Below are 16,794 nucleotides of genomic sequence, written 5' to 3' on the forward strand. Positions count from 1 at the left end.
AGTCTTGGGCCAGGCACGGCAATCCCGCCGCGTACAGACGTACGACGGGGAATTGGGCGCGGCGGTCGCGCGGGCCCAGGACGGGGACGAGACCGCCTTCGCGGTCGCGTACCGGATCGTGCAGCCGGGCCTGCTCGGCTATCTGCGCGGATTCGTCGGCGAGGACGCGGAGGACGTGGCGTCCGACGCCTGGCTGGAGATCGCCCGTGACCTCACACGGTTCAAGGGGGACGGGGCCGGTTTCCGCGGCTGGACGGCGACCATCGCCCGGCACCGGGCGCTGGACCATCTGCGCCGCCAGCGCGTGCGGCCCCGGTCGGGAGGGACCGAGCAGGACGTACTGAACCTGGCCGGCCCGCACAGCACGCATGACGAGGCACTGGAGACCCTCTCCACCGAGCGGGCCCTGGAACTGGTCCGCGGGCTGCCGAAGGACCAGGCCGAGGCCGTGCTCCTGCGAGTCGTTGTCGGCCTGGACGGTACCGCCGCCGCGCGCGTCCTCGGCAAGCGCCCGGGAGCGGTGCGCACCGCCGCCCACCGAGGTCTGAAACGCCTCGCCCAGGAGCTGGGCGTCGGGGGCCAGGCGGCGGACCGTGTGACGGATGAGGCGTCCCGGACGCTGGGGGAGTCGAAGTGAACGACGCCCGCGACAGTGGGCCGGCGGCCGGGCGACAGGGCCCGGAACGCCAGGTGGATCGAACATGTCGGACAGGAACGGAAGCGGACATGGGTGAACGGCTGAGCGGCGACGGAGTGCCGGGCCGTCGATGTGTGCACCCTGACGACGCCGCGCCCGCCCCATGGGACGTACGGGACATGCGGGATGTACAGGACCTGCGGGACGTGCGGGATGTACAGGACCTGCGGGACGTGCGTGACGTGCGGGACATGTGCGACGACACCGTGCTGGAGACGGCGCTGGCCACCGTCCTGCGCGGAGCCGATCTCGCCCCCGAGGCCGAGCAGCGGGCCGTGGCCGCCTTCCGGGCCACCCGTGGCACGGACGTGCACCGGGCGCGTACCCGGCGCCGGGACGACTGGCGGCTGCCCGCGGAGCGGCGGACCGGGCGCCCTGTGAAGACAACGTTCGCCGCCGTGTTCGCCAGCCTCGCCCTGGGCGGTGTCGCGGTCGCGGCCATCGGTTCGGCCGGCTCGTCCACGGACGGCGCCGGTGCCGACCGGAAGACCCCGCACCCCTCGGTGTCCGCCCCGGCCCGGCCGAGCGGTGAGACCTCGTCGGCCTCCTCCGGCGGGGTCCGACCGACGGACGGCCCGGCCGCCGCCCAGGACACCGAGGCCCACTGCCGCGCCTACGAGCACGTCAAGGACCGCGGCAAGGCGCTCGACTCGACGGCCTGGCAGCAACTCGTCGCGGCGGCGGGCGGCGAGGGCAAGGTCGCCGCGTACTGCGCCGAGCGGCTGGCGCGGGCGACAGCCGCTCCGGGCAGGTCCGGCGACACGGGCAAACCCGGCGCGGGCGCCGCGGACGCCGGCACGGGTACGGGTACGGGTACGGGTACGGGTACGGCGGGGAACACCGGCACGTCGGGCAACGGGAATCCCGGCAACGACGCCGACGCCGACGGCGCGGAAAACGGGTCCGCGGCCGGGGCCGGGACCGGCAACGGCAAGGCAAGCGGCGGGAAGGGCGAGTAACCACTGCGCCCATCGGCGGCCGGGCCACTCGCCGTTCGGGGGCGCGAGAAGGCGTTGCGCCAAGGGTGAACCGGCGGAAATCGTGCGGTGGCCGCGCACCAAGGAAAGGGCGCCTTCCCCCAGGTCGGGCGGCCTCGTCCGCGCCGCCGACGAGTGCGGTCAGGGCGGCCGGTCCGACTTCGTCGAGCTGGAGACCGGGCAGCGGATCTCGGAGGCGGTCGCCCTGTGGCGGTCACAGCGCGAGGCGGACCGCCGTGTTCCCCGGAGCCACCCGAGAGACAGCCACCCGGCAAGCGGCGGCCGTCTCATGCTGTGGTCGTGGTCGTGGTCGGAGTCCGGTGCACAGCGGTCCGGTCACCGCTCGGGCAACGACGCCGCACGACGAATCCACGGAGGTCAGCAGCCGAGCAGCCGCACAAGCGCCGCCGCTTCCCAAGCCGAGAGCGCGAGTTCGATTCTGGTCACCCGCTGTTGTCGAAGGCCCAGATCAGCGGCCTGGGGCTTTTGCATTGCTGAGGGCTCCTCCGCTGAGGGCGGCCGCCACGGCTCCCTAGTAGGCCACTTGGGGCCAAGCTCACTTCAACACGCTGAAGTTGAAAGGAAAGTGATCAATCGTCGGGTGCCGGATTCGCGCCAGAACGTTGATCGTCCGGATCACTGGTGGCTGCTTCCGGCACAGCGGCGGCTTCCTGGCCTGCCCGCGCACGCTCGCGTCGAGTCCGGCAGTGACTTCCCGCTGCCGCTCGACCGTCCCGTTCGGTCGACGGGTCGCGTGCGAGGATGTCGTCCGTGACCGGATCGTCGTCCTCGTCTGTCGCCGAGGGCCCGTCTCGCAGTCAGGGTCTGGGTCCCCGTGCCGCTGCCGCGCTCGTGTTCGGGTCCTCGGCCGCGGTCCTTGTGGTGGAGATCGTCGCCCTGCGGCTGCTGGCTCCCTACCTCGGCCTCACCCTTGAGACCAGCACGATGGTGATCGGCATCGCCCTCACGGCGATCGCCCTCGGGTCGTGGCTGGGTGGGGTCGTTGCCGACCAGGTCGATCCGCGTCGGCTCATAGGTCCCGCGCTCGGGGTGTCGGGAGCGGTCGTGGCGCTCACCCCCGCCGTGCTGCGCACCAGCGCGGAGTGGGCACCGGCGCTGCTCCTGCTGATCGCGGCGCTGACCATACTCGTGCCGGGCGCGCTGCTCTCCGCGGTGACGCCGATCGTGACGAAGTTACGGCTCACCAGCCTCGCCGAGACCGGAACGGTGGTCGGCCGGCTGTCCGGCGTCGGTACCGTCGGCGCCATCTTCGGCACCGTCCTCACCGGCTTCGTCCTCGTGTCGCGGTTGTCGGTCAGCGGCATTCTGATCGGCCTCGGAACACTGCTGGTGGCCGGCGCGGCGCTGATCGAGTGGCGGACGCGCGGGTGGAGCGGCACCCCTGCCCTCACCCTCGTGGTCGTGGCCGGCGGCCTCGCCACCACGGTCGCGCCCGGCGCCTGCGACACGGAGACCAAGTACCACTGCGCACGGGTCGTCGCGGACCCCGACCGGGCCGGCGGCCGGACCCTCGTTCTGGACGGCCTGCGGCACTCCTACGTCGACGTCGACGATCCGACCTTCCTGGAGTTCGCGTACGTGCGCGCCATCGCGTCGGTGGTCGATGCCGCCTTTCCCGAAGGTGAGCCACTGGCCGCCCACCACCTGGGCGGCGGCGGGCTCACCTTTCCCCGTTACCTCGCCGCCACCCGGCCCGGGACGCGCAGCCTCGTGTCCGAGATCGACAGCGGGGTCGTACGCATCAACCGCGAGCGACTCGGTCTGGGACCGGGCGCCGGTATCGACGTACGCGCCGAGGACGGCAGGCTCGGTCTGCGGCGGCTGGACGACGGCAGTCGTGACCTCGTCGTCGGCGACGCGTTCGGGGGCGTCAGCGTGCCGTGGCACCTCACCACGGTGGAGGCGATGACGGACGTACGGCGGGTGCTCGACGAGGACGGCCTGTACGTCGCCAACCTCATCGACCACGGCGGCATGGACTTCGCCCGTGCCGAGGTGGCCACCCTCGGCGAGACGTTCGAGCATGTGGCCGTCCTCGGCGAACCCGCCGACATCGGCCTCGCCCCGAACCCCGGCACCCCCGACGGCGGCAATCTGGTGGTGCTCGCCTCCGACCGGCCGGTCGACCTGCGAGCGGCCCAGGAAGCGCTGGACTCCCGGCAGACCGGCTGGAAGACCTCCACCGGCGACGAACTCGCCTCCTGGATCGGCGATGCCCGACCGCTCACCGACGACTACGCACCCGTCGACCAGCTCCTCCAGCCCTCCAGCACACGCAGCAGCGGCAGCGGCTGAAATCCCTCGCTTTGCCGTCCGGTTCACGGTAGGCGTCGAGGTACCGGTTACGTCCTGTCAGACGGCCTTGACGACGATGCCGGTCGTTTCGAGGGCCGTAATCTCGTCGGCCGGGGCCGCCGTGTCGGTGACGAGTGTGTGCAGGAGGGTGGCGGGGCCGACGTGGGCGTAGGCGGTGCGGCCGAGCTTGCTGCCGTCGGTGGCGACGATGACGCGGCGGGTGGAGGCGATGGCGGCCTTCTTCACGGCCGCGTCGTCGAGGTCGTACGCGGTCAGGCCCTCGGCCGCGCTCAGACCGCAGCAGCCCATGACGGCCGTGTCGAAGCGCAGTGCCGACAGGGACGTGAGGGTGAGAGGGCCGGTGAGGGCTCCCTCGGCGGCCCGCGGCTGACCGCCGGGGACCATGAGCGTGGCCGTGCTCGGGACCTCGCCCAGTACGTGGATGGCCTGCAAGGACAGAGGCATCACCGTGACCGGGCGCCGGCGCAGCAGGTGGGCGACCTCCAGGCAGGTGGTGCCGCTGTCGAGGAGGACGGTCTCGCCGTCGGCGATGAGCGAGGACACCTCGGCCGCGATGCGGCGCTTGGCATCGACTCCCTCGTGGGCACGCAGCGCGAACGGCGGCTCCTGCCCCCGGAGCAGCAGGGTGCGCGCGCCGCCACGGACGCGCTCCAGGACGCCTTGCGCGGCCAGCGCGTCGAGGTCGCGCCGGATGGTCATCTCGGAGGCGCCGGTCAGGTCGACGAGTTCCTGGACCGTGATCCTTCCCGACTCCCTGACGGCCTGCGCGATCATCCCGTGCCGGTCTGTGCTGCTCATCCCGCGATTGAACACGACCCGAAACGAACATTCAATGTGTGCGAAGTGACAGCATTCGATCGCATCGGATGTTCGTTACGGTGGATTTCATGAATCATTCGCTTCGAGCCGCCCGAGTCGCGACCTTCGTCTACTTCAGTCTTTGCGGCACTCTGATGGGCACCTGGGTGGTGAACATCCCCGCCGTCGAGGAGCGCGTGGGCATCAGTCACGCCACGCTCGGGGGGCTGCTGGTGCTGCTGGGGCTGGGGGCCTTCGTCGGTATGCAGGTGGCCGGGCGTCTGACCGACTATCTCGGGGCGCGCGTCGTCGTCCCCGCCACCGGCGTGCTGTGCAGCGCGGCCCTGGTGCTGCCCGGCCTTCCCCGGGAGCCGTGGGCGCTGGCAGGTGCCCTGCTGGTCTTCGGGTTCTGCAACGGCTGCCTGGACGTGAGCATGAACGCCCACGCCGTGCATGTGGAGAAGGCGTACGGCCGGCCCGTCATGTCCGCCTTCCACGCCACGTTCTCGGTCGGCGGCGTCCTCGCCGCGCTCGTCGGAGCGGCTACGGCGAGCGCCGGGCTGAGCCCTGCCGCGGGCATGGCCACCATGGGAGCCCTGGGCATCGTGATCGCCCTGGCGTCGGCACGGGCCCTGCTGCCGGCGGCGCCCGCCGTTGCCGTACCCGCCGCTGCCGTACCCGCCGCTGCCGACACCGGCTCCGCACGTGAGGCCGACTCCACGGGGGAGGCGGCCTCTACGGGGAAGGCCGGGCAGGCACCGGCCACCGCGCGCCGCTCCACCAGCGGGCGCATCTGGGTCCTCGCCGCCCTGGCCCTGATGGTCATGCTGTGCGAGGGAGCCGCCAACGACTGGAGCGCGCTGCACCTGAAGGACGTCCTCGGCGCACCCGCGAGCACGGCCGCCTTCGCGTACGGCACCTTCGCGGCGACCATGACCATCGGCAGGCTGCTCGCCGACCGCCTCGTCGCCCGGTTCGGGTCCATGGCGATCCTCCGTCACGGCGCGGCGACGGCTGCCGTCGGCATCGCGATCGTGACCGTCTCCCCGTGGATGTGGGCCGCGTTCGCGGGGTGGGCGCTGTTCGGTCTGGGGCTGTCCGGCTGTGTCCCGCAGCTGTTCAGCGCGGCGGGGCACGCCGACCCCGCCGCCGCGGGGGCCAATGTCTCCCGCGTCGCCGGGCTCGGCTACGTCGGCATGCTCGCCGGCCCCGCCGTCATCGGCTGGCTGACCCACTTCACCGCCCTGAACCACACCTTCGTACTGCTGATCCTGCTGTGTGCGATCACCGCTGGGGCCGCCGGGATCCTGCGCACCGATTCCGACCGCACGCGCCGCACGCGCCACGCGCGCGAGATGGCACACGGCAGCCACTGACCGCCTGTGCGGCACGGCTCACTCCGTGCCGCACAGGCTTTCCTCCCGCCCCCGCCGTCAGAACCCGGAGGAACCCTCACCATGCCCACCGACCGACACATCGTGCTGTTCGACCTCTTCGGGGTCATAGCCCGCCACCAACGCCCGGGCGCCCTGGCGAAGATGGCCGCCCGCTGTCACACACCCACCGACGCCTTCACCACGGCCTACTGGGCCTGCCGCCCGCCCTACGACGCGGGCCTGCAGTCCGCGCCCGAGTACTGGACCGCCGTACTGCGATCCCTGTCCGTCGAAGTCAACGCCGACGCCGACGCCGACACGATCGAGGAACTGCGCCTCGCCGACATCGACAGCTGGTCGCGCGTCGACAACCGGATGGTCGCCTACGCCCAGTCCCTCCGCGCCGTCACCGAGGTCGCCCTGCTGTCCAACATCCCCTCGGACCACGCGGACGCCTTCCTCGCCGCGCAGCCCTGGCTGCACACCCTGGACCACGTCGCCTTCTCCGGGAGGATCAAGGCGGCCAAGCCGGCCCCGGCGGCCTTCCATCACTGCGTCATCGCCATGCGGGCCGCCCCGGCCGACTTCCTCTTCGTCGACGACCGCGAGGAGAACGTACGCGCCGCGCGGGCCGTGGGCATGAACGGACACCTCTTCACCGACCGCGACGAACTGACGGCCGCCATCGACACCTGGCTGCCCACTCGACGCCCCACGCGGAAATGACACCTGACATGAGACACCGTGAGCACGTGTCAGACGGCGTCGATCAATGCCAGGTCCATCGGTACGAGCGTCGTCGACGACAGCAGTGCGCGGATCAGGTTGTCGTTGAGGGCGTTGCCCAGGGGCTCGCCGAGTTCCTCGCGGGTCAGCCAGGGGACGCCGTCGCGGGACAGGCGGGTGCGTACGCCGTTGACCAGGTGTTCGACGCGTTTGTCCGTCCAGCCCGCGTGCGGCTGGGACTCGGCGAGTTGGGCGGCGGTCTGTCGCCAGGTCAGGGGCTGCGGCCGGGGCTCGTGGAGCAGGTACCGGCGACCCAGGACGACGAGGGCGAGCTTCTCCTGCTCGGTCAGGATCCACACCCGGGGCGGGCGGGTGACGTCACCGTGCCGCGGCAGTGGTCGCTCGCCCTCGGGGCCGGTGACGAAGACCTCCAGCAGGTGCTCGCGGCCCCGTGAACCGCCGACGAACAGCGGGGTGTAGCCGATGTCGAGCGGCAGTGGCTCCTCGCCCCGGAACAGCAGGCGGGCCCCGGCGCACCGAATCGGCAGGCGCCCGGCGTTGCTCACCCACCAGCGGCCTTCCCGGTGGGTGAGCGTGCCCTGGTGGCGGCTGAGCCGGGGGTCGTCCTCGCCGAGGCAGACGTGTACCTCGGGCCGGTTGCGGCCGAACAGGACCTCGCGCCCGTCCCCGGGCCCCAGTGTCATACCGCCGGTCAGCGCGAGCGCGAAGAGGGTGCCGGGCAGCGGCGCGGACGCGCCCCGGGCGAGGCTCCCGTGGGTGGCGGCCAGGAGCCGGCCGCCTGGAGCGGGCATTCCCCGCCTGCCCGGGTATCGCTCCCCCGGGTGTCGCTCCCCCGGATCCCGCTCCCCCGGCCGTCGGTCCCCCGGCCGTCTGCGTGCCATCCCCGGCTCGGTCATGTCACGTCCCCGTCCCCGTCCCCGTCCCCGGCAGCCGCTTCGCGATGTTCCGTACGACGACCGCGGCGAACTCCGTTGCCGTGTCGCACAGTTGCTTCGCGGACTGCGGGGCGTACACGGTCAGCTGGAGGTGCTCCGTGGTGGGATCGCCGACCGCGTTCCGGTAGGTGCGGTGCGGAGTCCGTACGGTGCAGCTGTCGTCCTCGGCCTCGTCCGCGACGACGTAGCTCTTCGTGCCGGCGACGTTCACCGGCTTTCCGTCGTCGGCGTCCAGGGAGTTGTCCCGGCTGAACTGGATCTCCACCTCGCGGTCGCCGTCGTCGCTCGACCAGTCGCAGCTCCAGGAACCGAAGCCGCCGTCGTCGTTGTCCGCCTTGACGCCGGGAAGCCTCTTGAGCTCGGTGGCGTCGAGCAGCGCGCAGGCGTCGAGCCGGGCCAGGGAGTTCTTGGCCGGCGGCGACGAACGGCGGGGGACCGGGCCCTCTGCCAGCACACCGACGACGCGGTCCGAGGCGGCGTCGGCCAGCTGGCACGGGTCGGGCGACACCTTGTTGAGCTGCTTGCCGATGACGCGGATCTGCTTGCCGTCGGTGGTCAGGACCGCCCGTTCGCAGGCGTTCCCGTCACGCTTGAGCGTCACGACCGTGAGGCTGCCGACCAGCCGGGTGGACACGATGTCTTCGAACTCGTCACGGTCCGAGTCGAGGTTCACCTCGACGTCCGCGTTGTCGTCACCGCTGTTGTTGCGCACCAGGACGTCGCACCGGTCGATCTCCCCGTAGTCGGGGTCCAGTTCCGTACCGCCGAAGCGGCTCAGCGAGGCCGCGCCCATCAGCCCGCAGGGGTCCGCCGTGCGCTCGTCGCCGATGGCACCGGCCCGCGCCGCGACCGGCGGTTTCGCGTCGGTACGGCCGCCCTTGTCGCCCTCGTCCCCCTCGTCGTCCGAGGCCCACGGGCCGAAGAGGACGAGTCCGGCCGTGATCGCGCCCGCCGCGACCAGCGCGACCCCCGTGATCACCAAGGGGTGGTGGCGGTGGCGGCGTACGGGCCGTGGTGGCTGAAGCATGAAGGGCGTGTAGTCCCCCGGGCGGCGCAGGAGCCGCGGCAGCCGGAGCGTGCGGGACGCGAGGTCCCCGCGACCGCCCCCCGTACCGCTGTCGTGCAACCGCTCCTGTAGGTGCGGGGGCGGGGGTGCGGCGCGCGTCAGCAGCTGCTGTGCCCTCGCGGCGTCGGGCCGGCGCCGGGGCTCCACCTCCAGCAGGGCGGTGAGCGGCTCGTCCAGCGGGCCGGCCCGGAGCGCGGGCTCGATGTGTCCCTCGACGGCGCGGGCCAGATACGCCATGGGGTGTTCGGCCTCCCCGTACGGCGACCGGCCCTCGACCGCCGAGAACAGGGAGGCACCCAGGGAGAACACGTCGGACTTCTCGCCCGCGGGCTGCCCCTTGGCCAACTCCGGGGCCAGATAGCGGGGTTTGCCGCGCACACCGGCCGTCGTGCTGTGGGTGACGTCGCTCCACAGGGCCCGCGAGATCCCGAAGTCGGTGAGTCTCGCGATGCCTTCGTCGGTGACGAGGATGTTCTCCGGCGTCACATCGCCGTGCACCACACCCTCGTTGTGGGATTTCGCCAACGCGGCCGCGATCTGGCAGCCGATCGATCCGGCCTCCTCGGGCGTGAGCGGGCCGCCCTCCGTCATCATCTGGGCGAGGCTGCGCGAGGGGACGTACTCCATGATGATCCAGCAGGTGGCGCCCTCGTCGACGAAGTCGAAGACGCCCACGATGTTCGGGTGGTGCAGCCGCCCGGCGTTGCGCGCCTCGCCCATGAGCCGGCGCGTGGCCCGATCGTCGTCCAGGCGTGCGCACTTGACCGCGACGCGCCGTTCGAGCCGCTCGTCCCAGGCCAGCCAGACGACGCCCATCCCGCCCCTGCCGATGGGCTCCCGCAAGAGATACCGGTCGGCGATCCTGTCCCCGGCCTCCGGCGTCACCAGCACCGCGCCACCCCTCGCCCCACAACTGTCCGCCCTGCCAGGTCACGGAGTGTACTCAGCCCGAACTTGGCAGTGATCGGCTTCACCGGACTTCGCGCGGACCCGCCCCGAATCCCCACAGCGGGCCGGGTTCAGGGCATCGGCGGTGCGGCTCCGGCGGGCCTCGCGGTCCGCCGCGAGGTGGCGTCGGCCAACTGGCGTACGCAGCCGATGTGTTGCTGTGTCACGGCTGTGTGACCGCGCTGTTCTGAAGCGAGGACAGGCGTGACCTGCGGGACCCGGGAGACCTCATAGTGATCACAGAGCGGGAACGGCGGATGCGCCACCGGCTCCCCGCTACCCCCGCTTCGGAAGGAACCTCCCGTGATGAACCGCCGCCTGCGCCAGGCCGTCGTCGCCACCGCCGCGCTCACCGCCGGTCTGCTGATGACGGCATGCCAGAACGGGACCGACGACAGTTCGTCCGGCAAGAGCCCGAAGGGCACCACGAGCCCGGTGGCCGCGGACAAGGCCTCGGACTCCAAGAACGCCAAGAACGCCAAGGGCGTCAGCGGCTCGTTCAAGAACGGCAAGGTCACCTATCTCGCCCCGGGCAAGTACATCGTGTCCGTACCGGGCAAGGAGGACCAGCAGTTCTGGGTCGCCGACGACACCGAGGTCTACGGCGTCGGCACCATATGCGGCGAGGCCGGCTCCAAGGTGGACGCGCCGTGCACGCCGGACCAGTTGGAGGCGGCCCTCAAGAAGGGTGCCGTGAACGCCGACGTGGAGATGAAGAACGGCGTCGCGACCCTGGTGAGCGAGCGCCGCGCAGCCCAGCAGGACACCGGCTCCGGTTCCGGTTCCGGCTCCTCCGGTTCGGACTCGGACTCCGACTCGTCCTCCGGCCGCGACGAGACGGTCGTCGAAGGCGTCAACAAGGGCAAGGGCGTCAACGGAACCTGGTTCGGCAACGTCTCCTACCTGGCGCCGGGCAAGTACACCGTCTCCGACATGAAGGGCACCGAGCAGCAGTTCCTCGTCGCCGACGACACCAAGATCATGGGCTACGACGACATCTGCGACGCCGTGAACACCGGGCCCGGCGGCGAGGGCGGCATCGAGTGCACCGAGGCCCAGCTGGAGGCTGCGGCCAAGAAGGGCTTCTCCGCCGAGGTCGAGATCAGCAACGGCATCGCGACCACGATCACCGACGACCACTGAGCCGCGGGCGCCGACGGGAACTCACCGGCCCCGTGTGACGCGTTCTCAGCCGGACGCGGCGGGCGGGGTGGGCCGTGCCCGAGTTTCGGTCCCCGTGGGTACGTCGCCGGTGTCGCCCGTGCTGCCCGTGCTGCCCGTGCTGGCCGTGCTGCCGGGGGCGAGTCCGCAGGTGGCGGATCTCGATGTGCCGTCCTGGCCCGTCAGTTGCACGACGACCTGGCCGTCGGCATCCTGGTTGTAGGCGATCGTGCAGGTCAGCTGGCGTAGAGCGGTGGTGTCCAGTCCCTCCAGAGGGAAGGGCAGGCGGGTCGTTACCCTGCCGCCCGGCAGGAGTTCGACCTTGACGGTCCCGCCGGGGAGGGCGGCGGGGAGGGACGTGCTCAGGCCGGCGGCCCGGTCTTCCTTCCCCGGACCGCCGAGCAGCGCCAGGACGGCCTTCTCCGTCGGTACCGGCTCAGCCGTGTCATCGGAGTTCAGCTCTCCGGAGCCCTCGACGTAGCCGTCGAACACGGACGAGCTCGCGGGCGTCCGGATCACGGGGCTCAGCCCGCCGTCGGGGGAACGGAAGAACAGCAGTATTTCCTGGTCGCGGTTGAAGAAGGCCTGGGAGCTGGCGGGACCGCCCGCCTCGATGGCGTCGGTCTCCTGGATACCGCAGCCACCGAGCAGGGGTACGACCGCCGCGAAGGCGAGAGCGAAGGCGACGGCCGCCGCACGTCGGCGCGTCCGCGCACGCCTCATCCGCCGGCCCTCTCCACGTGAAGCGGTATCTCGACGGCGAAGACGGCGCCGCCCTCGGGACGGTTCCCCGCGTGGATCGTCCCGCCGTGCAGTTTCACGTTCTCCAGGGTGATCGCCAGTCCCAGGCCGCTGCCCGCCGAGCGGGTGCGGGCCGCGTCGGCCTTGTAGAAGCGGTCGAAGATGTGCGGGAGCACCGCGGGCCGAATGCCCGGCCCGCTGTCCGCGCAAGATGGTCGAGCACTCGATGCGGCTGACCTGGTCGGGCATGTACGCGCACGCCGCCCCGTGGAACGCCCGCTACTTCGGCAACTCCAACCAGAGTTCCGGCTGCATAGGGATGAGCGACGCGAACGCGGCCTGGTTCTACGGGCAGGTGCGGCCCGGCGACCCGTTCGAGATCACCGGCAAGGACACCAAGGGCGTGGTCGCGCCCGGCAACGGCTTCGGCGCATGGAACCTCTCGTGGAGCGAGTGGCAGCGGAAGAGCGCGCTGAGCTGAGCGGTTCGGCCGTGTGGTTCAACACAGCAGTTGAGCCGTGCGGTTCAGGCGTGCGGTTCAGCCGTGCAGGGAGTGCAGCATCGCGCCGATCTTCGCCGCGACGGTCTCGGCCGCGCCCTGGGCGTACGACGAGTCCATCGCCTCGTACGTGATCCGGGCGTAGCTCTGCGCCTCGGCCATGTTCTTCGCGCCGCCCTCGAGCATCGACATGACGGCGGTGTGCGGGAACGGCGAGTGCTTCCTGATGGCCAGCGCCGTGTCGGTGGACAGCTCGGGGGAGACACCCGCGAACACCCCGTTCCCGACCTGGAGGATCCAGATCGGCACGTCGGCCGTGCCGTTCGGGGTGAAGTCGTACGTCTTCGTCGGCCCCGTCGGGTGCCCTCCCGGCACCGTGCCGACCGTGACGGAGTCGGTGAGCAGGCGCACCGTCGAGCCCGAGCCGCCGCCGGAGGTCCTGATGCCCTCGCTGACCCGGACGGCCTCGGTGCCGAGGCGCTCGCCCTGCACGGTCAGCAGCAGCCAGCCGGCGTCCCGGGCGTCGACCTGGGACCACTTCCTGTCCTTGTCGATGGTGTAGCGCTTCGACCTGAACGCCGGTGACTGGTCGCCGCATGAGCCGACCAGGAAGAATCCGACGACGTCGCCGTCGTACTGCTTCTCCAGGTGCCGCACCGCCGCGCCCGCCAGGTCGGCCGTGATCGGCAGGTCTCCGTTGGCCATGACCGACTGCATCATGACCGAGGACTGGACGCTGTAGTTGACGAGGACGGCGAGGGGCCTGCCGTCCAGGTCGTCGAAGCGGGTGACACCCACGCTCTTGTCCGACGAACCCGACTCACCGGTGCCGAGCCACCAGCCGTCGGCCGTGCGGACATCCCGGTTGACGTTCACGTCGCACTCGCCGGTCCCGAACCCGACCCGCGCCGGCCGCAGTCCCGCGACCGCCTGCGCGACCGCGGTCTCGGTCGCCCGCGTGATCTGCCGCACGTACTGGGCCGCCGCCGGTGACGTGCCGGCCGCCTGCACATGCGGGGCGGAGAACGTGTGCGTCACGGTCACCACGATGTCGGCCGTCGCCACTCCGGACGCCTTCGCGATGGCTGTCCTCATCCCGGCGATCGCCTCCGCGCCGATCGACGTCAGGTCGAGGACGGCGAGCGCCACCCGGTGCGAGCCGTTCTCCAGCAGGAGGATCCGTACGTAGAGGTCGTCGTGGACCGTGGTGAAGCCGTCGAGCGGCAGGAGGGAGGACGGGATGCCGATCGCGGCCCGGCCGGCCCCCACCTTCAGCCCCGCTCCGGCCGCTCCGGCGGCTCCGGCCAGTTCGGCCAATTCGGCCGGTTCGGCGTCCGACGCCCGCGCCGCCGGTCCGTTCGCGAGGGACATCGCCGCCACGGCCGCGGCGACCGAGCCGCCCAGGAACGACCGCCGGTGCAGCGGGCCACCGGGGCGGGTGTCCTCGTTCTCGTTCCTGGGAACCGCAGGCTCATTCTTGGCAACCACAGCTTTCTCCTTCGCACTCGAGATGTCCTGCCCGGCGGGGCCGAATACGTCCGCCGCGACACCGGGCAAACAGTCGGAATTCTGCGAATTTCCGCAGTCGGTAATGTGAGAAAACGCACGACACCGGGGCGCCGGGTCCACGGTGGGCCACTCCAAAACCTGGCCGAATATCGCCCTTCCTGCCCATTCCGGCGTCACCGTCGCAGGTGGGCGGCGACCCGGCGCGCCAGGATCGTCACACCGGACCTACCGGGCGTCAACAATTGCGGGGCGATATCTAAGGTTGCACTCCGCGAATTCACGCACGTGACCAGGGAACCTCTACGCCTCCTGTGGAAACGGTCTGTAATCTTTGAACCGCTTCACAGAATTGGGCGGGAGAGTGGAACGCGGCAGCCCTGGAACCCCATCCCGAAGGAGCTCATCTTCATGGACAGGCGTACGTTCATGGCCGGATCCGCGACCGCGACCGCCGGCGCCCTGGCGGTGTTCGCCGGGGCCGGCCCCAGCGCCGCCGACGAGGCGGCCGGCACGGGCCCGGGGAGTGACCACGTGCGGAGCGTCACCGCCATCACGCAGGTCTTCGGCTCCGGACAGAAGCTCGTCGCGGTGGCGGTGGAGTACGACCGGGACATCGACGGCTCCGCCCTGTCGACCTCGACGTTCAAGGTCACCGATCGCACCGTCACCAAGGTCTACGCGAACCGGACGGCCGGCCTGGCGCAGCGGGGCAGGGCAGGCCGGTACGTCGTCGTGGAACTGTCGCCGGACGACACGGCGGCGGCCCTGTGGGTGACCAAGCAGGGCTCCAGCACTCCTCCCACCGACGGTTCCGGCGACGGGTCGGGCGATTCCGGCGGCGGGCCCGGGGCGGGCGGCCCGGTGGTCGGTGACACCACACCGGGCGGAACCATCGTCGCGGCCAAGGCCACGCTGACCCAGACGGGCACCGTCACCACGACCCGCGGTACCCGCTACACCGCGGACGGCACGGCGTTGTCCACCGACGCGGTGGTGAACCTGATCGTCGACGACTTCCAGCAGTTCTCGTTCGCCGACCCGGCGACCGGGCAGACCCTGAGGTACAACCTGTTCGTCCCGAAGAACTACGACCCGCGCAAGCGCTACCCGCTCGTGCTGTTCATGCACGACGCGAGCGTGGTCAACGTGGCGACGGAAGGCCCCCTGGTCCAGGGCCTCGGCGCGGTGTGCTGGGCGAGCCCGCAGGACCAGGCCCGGCACGAGTCCTTCGTACTGGCCCCCGAGTACGGGTCCGTGGTGATCGACGACAACTACGAGCCGTCGACGCTGTTCGAAGCCACCGCCACCCTCGTCGAGTCGGTGACGCGGCAGTACGGCATCGACCCGAAGCGGCGCTACACGACCGGGCAGTCGATGGGCGCGATGATGTCGCTGGGCCTGCACATCAGGTACCCCGACCTGTTCGCCGCCGCGTTCATCGTCGCCGGACAGTGGCCGGAGACCCAGGCCGCGCCGCTGGCGAAGAAGAACCTGTGGATCCTCGTCGCCGCGGACGACACCAAGGCGTACCCGGGTGAGCAGGCCATCACCGAGGTCATCCAGGAGCAGGGCACGCCGGTCAGCACCGCCCTGTGGGACGGGCGGTCCACGGCCGCGGAGTTCGCCGCGGACGTCCGGAGCATGACGGCACAGCGGACCCCGGTGAACTTCTCGGCCTTCGAGACCGGCACGGTCGTACCGTCCGGCTCCACCACCAGCGCGCACATGGCCACCTGGCAGGTCGCCTACACGATCCCCGGCATCCGGGACTGGATCATGCGCCAGTCCCTGTAGGCACAGTGGGCAGCCGCCCTCTCCGGCCCCGGCTCCTCACCCCGCACCGGTCCGGCTCCGGCCCGGCTCCTCACCCCCCACCGGTCCGGCTCCGGGTACGGCCGGCCGTCGGCTGTCGGCGTCCGGCCGGGGTGCACTCGGGCCCGGTCGGCCTAGACTCCGACGTCACGGGTCGGCCGTCCGGTCCCGTGCTCGGGCCGGACCCGGGGAGGGGAGCAGCGCATGGCCTCGATCACGACGCCGAGCGACGGGAACACCGCGACGAGGCTGGAGTTCTGGCGGGACACGGTCAGCCGGAGCTTCGTGCCCCTGGAGATCGTGCCGCGTGAAGGGCCGGATTTCCACGCGCAGTTGCGGATCGCCCGGGTCGGCCCGGTTCAGGTGTCGGTCGTCACCACCCCACCGCACACGGCTCGCAGCCGACGGCCCGCCGGGTCGGACGCGTCCGACCATGTCAAGGTGAGTCTCCAGCTGACCGGGCACTGCGTGCTCACCCAGGGAGACCACCAGGCCGAGCTGAGACCGGGTGAACTCGCGGTCTACGACACCCGGCGCCCGTACACGCTCGACACCGACCGGCCCGGCCGCAGTCTGGCCCTGATGTTCCCCCGGACGATGCTCCGGATACCGGACCGCGAGCTGGCCCGCGTGACGGCCGTCTCGGTGTCCTGCCGCGCCGGCCTGGGCACGGTGGTGCGCCCCTTCCTGTACGGACTGGCCCGTCAGGTGGACGAGCTGGAGTCGCTCGGCACGCCCCGGCTCGCCGACAACGTGGCCGATCTCGTGGGCACCCTCCTCGCGGAACACATGGGTGCCGACCGGGCGCCGCGGTACGACGACGGCCGGCAGGTACTCGCTCGGCGCATCCTCGCCTACATGGAACAGCGGCTCGCCGACCCGGAGTTGGGCCCGGACCGGATCGCGGAGGCCCATCACATCTCACGCCGCTACCTGTACAAACTGCTCGCCGAGCACGGGTACACCGTCTCGGGCTGGATCCGCGAACAACGGCTCGCCCGCTGCCGCCGCGACCTCGCCGACCCGGCGCTGTCGCACCTCCCGGTCGGCGCCATCGCCGGCCGCTGGGGCTTCCCCGGCCCGGCCCACTTCAGCCACGCATTCAAGACGGCGTACGGCATCAGCCCGAGCGAGGCCCGCGCGGCGCGATGACCGGGTGACCGTGCTCAGCCGGGCAACTCCCCGTGCACC

General features: G+C 71.5%; 13 protein-coding genes and 2 pseudogenes. 9 read left to right on the plus strand and 6 right to left on the minus strand.

The features are described 5' to 3' along the window. Positions 1-4 precede the first annotated feature (4 nt). The 3 genes from ACIBEI_RS19415 (at position 5) to ACIBEI_RS19425 (ending at position 3,990) form a co-directional block, all read left to right on the plus strand. A complete protein-coding gene (locus ACIBEI_RS19415) occupies positions 5-637 on the plus strand; it encodes an RNA polymerase sigma factor (protein WP_398890326.1) in 633 nt (210 codons plus the stop codon). 89 nt (positions 638-726) lie between these two features. Beyond that, positions 727-1,656 (plus strand): hypothetical protein, encoded by a 930-nt coding sequence (locus ACIBEI_RS19420; protein ID WP_398890328.1) that lies wholly within the window; start codon positions 727-729, stop codon positions 1,654-1,656. 789 nt (positions 1,657-2,445) lie between these two features. Beyond that, a complete protein-coding gene (locus ACIBEI_RS19425; RefSeq protein WP_398890329.1) occupies positions 2,446-3,990 on the plus strand; it encodes a fused MFS/spermidine synthase in 1,545 nt (514 codons plus the stop codon). 57 nt (positions 3,991-4,047) lie between these two features. Here the strand turns inward: ACIBEI_RS19425 and ACIBEI_RS19430 are convergent, their stop codons facing one another. Then, entirely contained in the window at positions 4,048-4,809 is a 762-nt protein-coding gene (locus tag ACIBEI_RS19430) for a DeoR/GlpR family DNA-binding transcription regulator (RefSeq protein ID WP_398890331.1), read from the minus strand. 89 nt (positions 4,810-4,898) lie between these two features. Here ACIBEI_RS19430 and ACIBEI_RS19435 point away from each other — a divergent pair, with 89 nt between their 5' ends. Continuing rightward, positions 4,899-6,185, plus strand: a complete 1,287-nt coding sequence (locus ACIBEI_RS19435) for an MFS transporter (RefSeq protein ID WP_398890333.1) — start codon at positions 4,899-4,901, stop codon at positions 6,183-6,185. Between the two features lie 81 nt (positions 6,186-6,266). Further along, entirely contained in the window at positions 6,267-6,911 is a 645-nt protein-coding gene (locus ACIBEI_RS19440) for an HAD-IA family hydrolase (RefSeq protein WP_398890335.1), read from the plus strand. A 29-nt stretch (positions 6,912-6,940) separates the two neighbouring features. On the opposite strand, the gene ACIBEI_RS19445 is transcribed toward ACIBEI_RS19440, so the two are convergent. Together ACIBEI_RS19445 and ACIBEI_RS19450 are read right to left on the minus strand one after the other, a co-directional pair. Continuing rightward, positions 6,941-7,723: an FHA domain-containing protein gene (locus ACIBEI_RS19445; RefSeq protein WP_398890337.1), complete on the minus strand. Its 783-nt coding sequence runs from the start codon at positions 7,721-7,723 to the stop codon at positions 6,941-6,943. Between the two features lie 106 nt (positions 7,724-7,829). Beyond that, complete coding sequence (locus tag ACIBEI_RS19450) at positions 7,830-9,824, minus strand: protein kinase (protein ID WP_398890339.1); 1,995 nt, start codon at positions 9,822-9,824, stop codon at positions 7,830-7,832. Positions 9,825-10,187: 363 nt separating this feature from the next. On the opposite strand from ACIBEI_RS19450, the gene ACIBEI_RS19455 reads away from it, so the two are divergent. Beyond that, positions 10,188-11,024, plus strand: coding sequence for a hypothetical protein (locus ACIBEI_RS19455; protein ID WP_398890827.1), 837 nt, complete (start codon positions 10,188-10,190; stop codon positions 11,022-11,024). A 45-nt stretch (positions 11,025-11,069) separates the two neighbouring features. Here ACIBEI_RS19455 and ACIBEI_RS19460 read toward each other — a convergent pair whose 3' ends face one another. Beyond that, entirely contained in the window at positions 11,070-11,765 is a 696-nt protein-coding gene (locus ACIBEI_RS19460; protein WP_398890341.1) for a hypothetical protein, read from the minus strand. After that, positions 11,762-11,989: pseudogene (locus ACIBEI_RS19465) on the minus strand (ATP-binding protein); the annotation flags it as partial. The gene ACIBEI_RS19460 and the pseudogene ACIBEI_RS19465, both read right to left, overlap by 4 nt. 2 nt (positions 11,990-11,991) lie before the next feature. Here ACIBEI_RS19465 and ACIBEI_RS19470 point away from each other — a divergent pair. After that, positions 11,992-12,264: pseudogene (locus tag ACIBEI_RS19470) on the plus strand (L,D-transpeptidase); the annotation flags it as partial. 57 nt (positions 12,265-12,321) lie between these two features. Here ACIBEI_RS19470 and ACIBEI_RS19475 read toward each other — a convergent pair. Beyond that, positions 12,322-13,770, minus strand: a complete 1,449-nt coding sequence (locus ACIBEI_RS19475; RefSeq protein WP_398890342.1) for a hypothetical protein — start codon at positions 13,768-13,770, stop codon at positions 12,322-12,324. Positions 13,771-14,199: 429 nt separating this feature from the next. On the opposite strand from ACIBEI_RS19475, the gene ACIBEI_RS19480 reads away from it, so the two are divergent. Together ACIBEI_RS19480 and ACIBEI_RS19485 are read left to right on the plus strand one after the other, a co-directional pair. Further along, entirely contained in the window at positions 14,200-15,585 is a 1,386-nt protein-coding gene (locus ACIBEI_RS19480) for an alpha/beta hydrolase-fold protein (RefSeq protein WP_398890344.1), read from the plus strand. Positions 15,586-15,807: 222 nt separating this feature from the next. After that, positions 15,808-16,755: a helix-turn-helix domain-containing protein gene (locus tag ACIBEI_RS19485; RefSeq protein WP_398890346.1), complete on the plus strand. Its 948-nt coding sequence runs from the start codon at positions 15,808-15,810 to the stop codon at positions 16,753-16,755. The last annotated feature ends 39 nt before the right edge of the window (positions 16,756-16,794 follow it).

Origin of the sequence: Streptomyces sp. NPDC050988, from assembly GCF_044456225.1 — a bacterium.
In the GTDB taxonomy this organism is placed as follows: domain Bacteria; phylum Actinomycetota; class Actinomycetes; order Streptomycetales; family Streptomycetaceae; genus Streptomyces.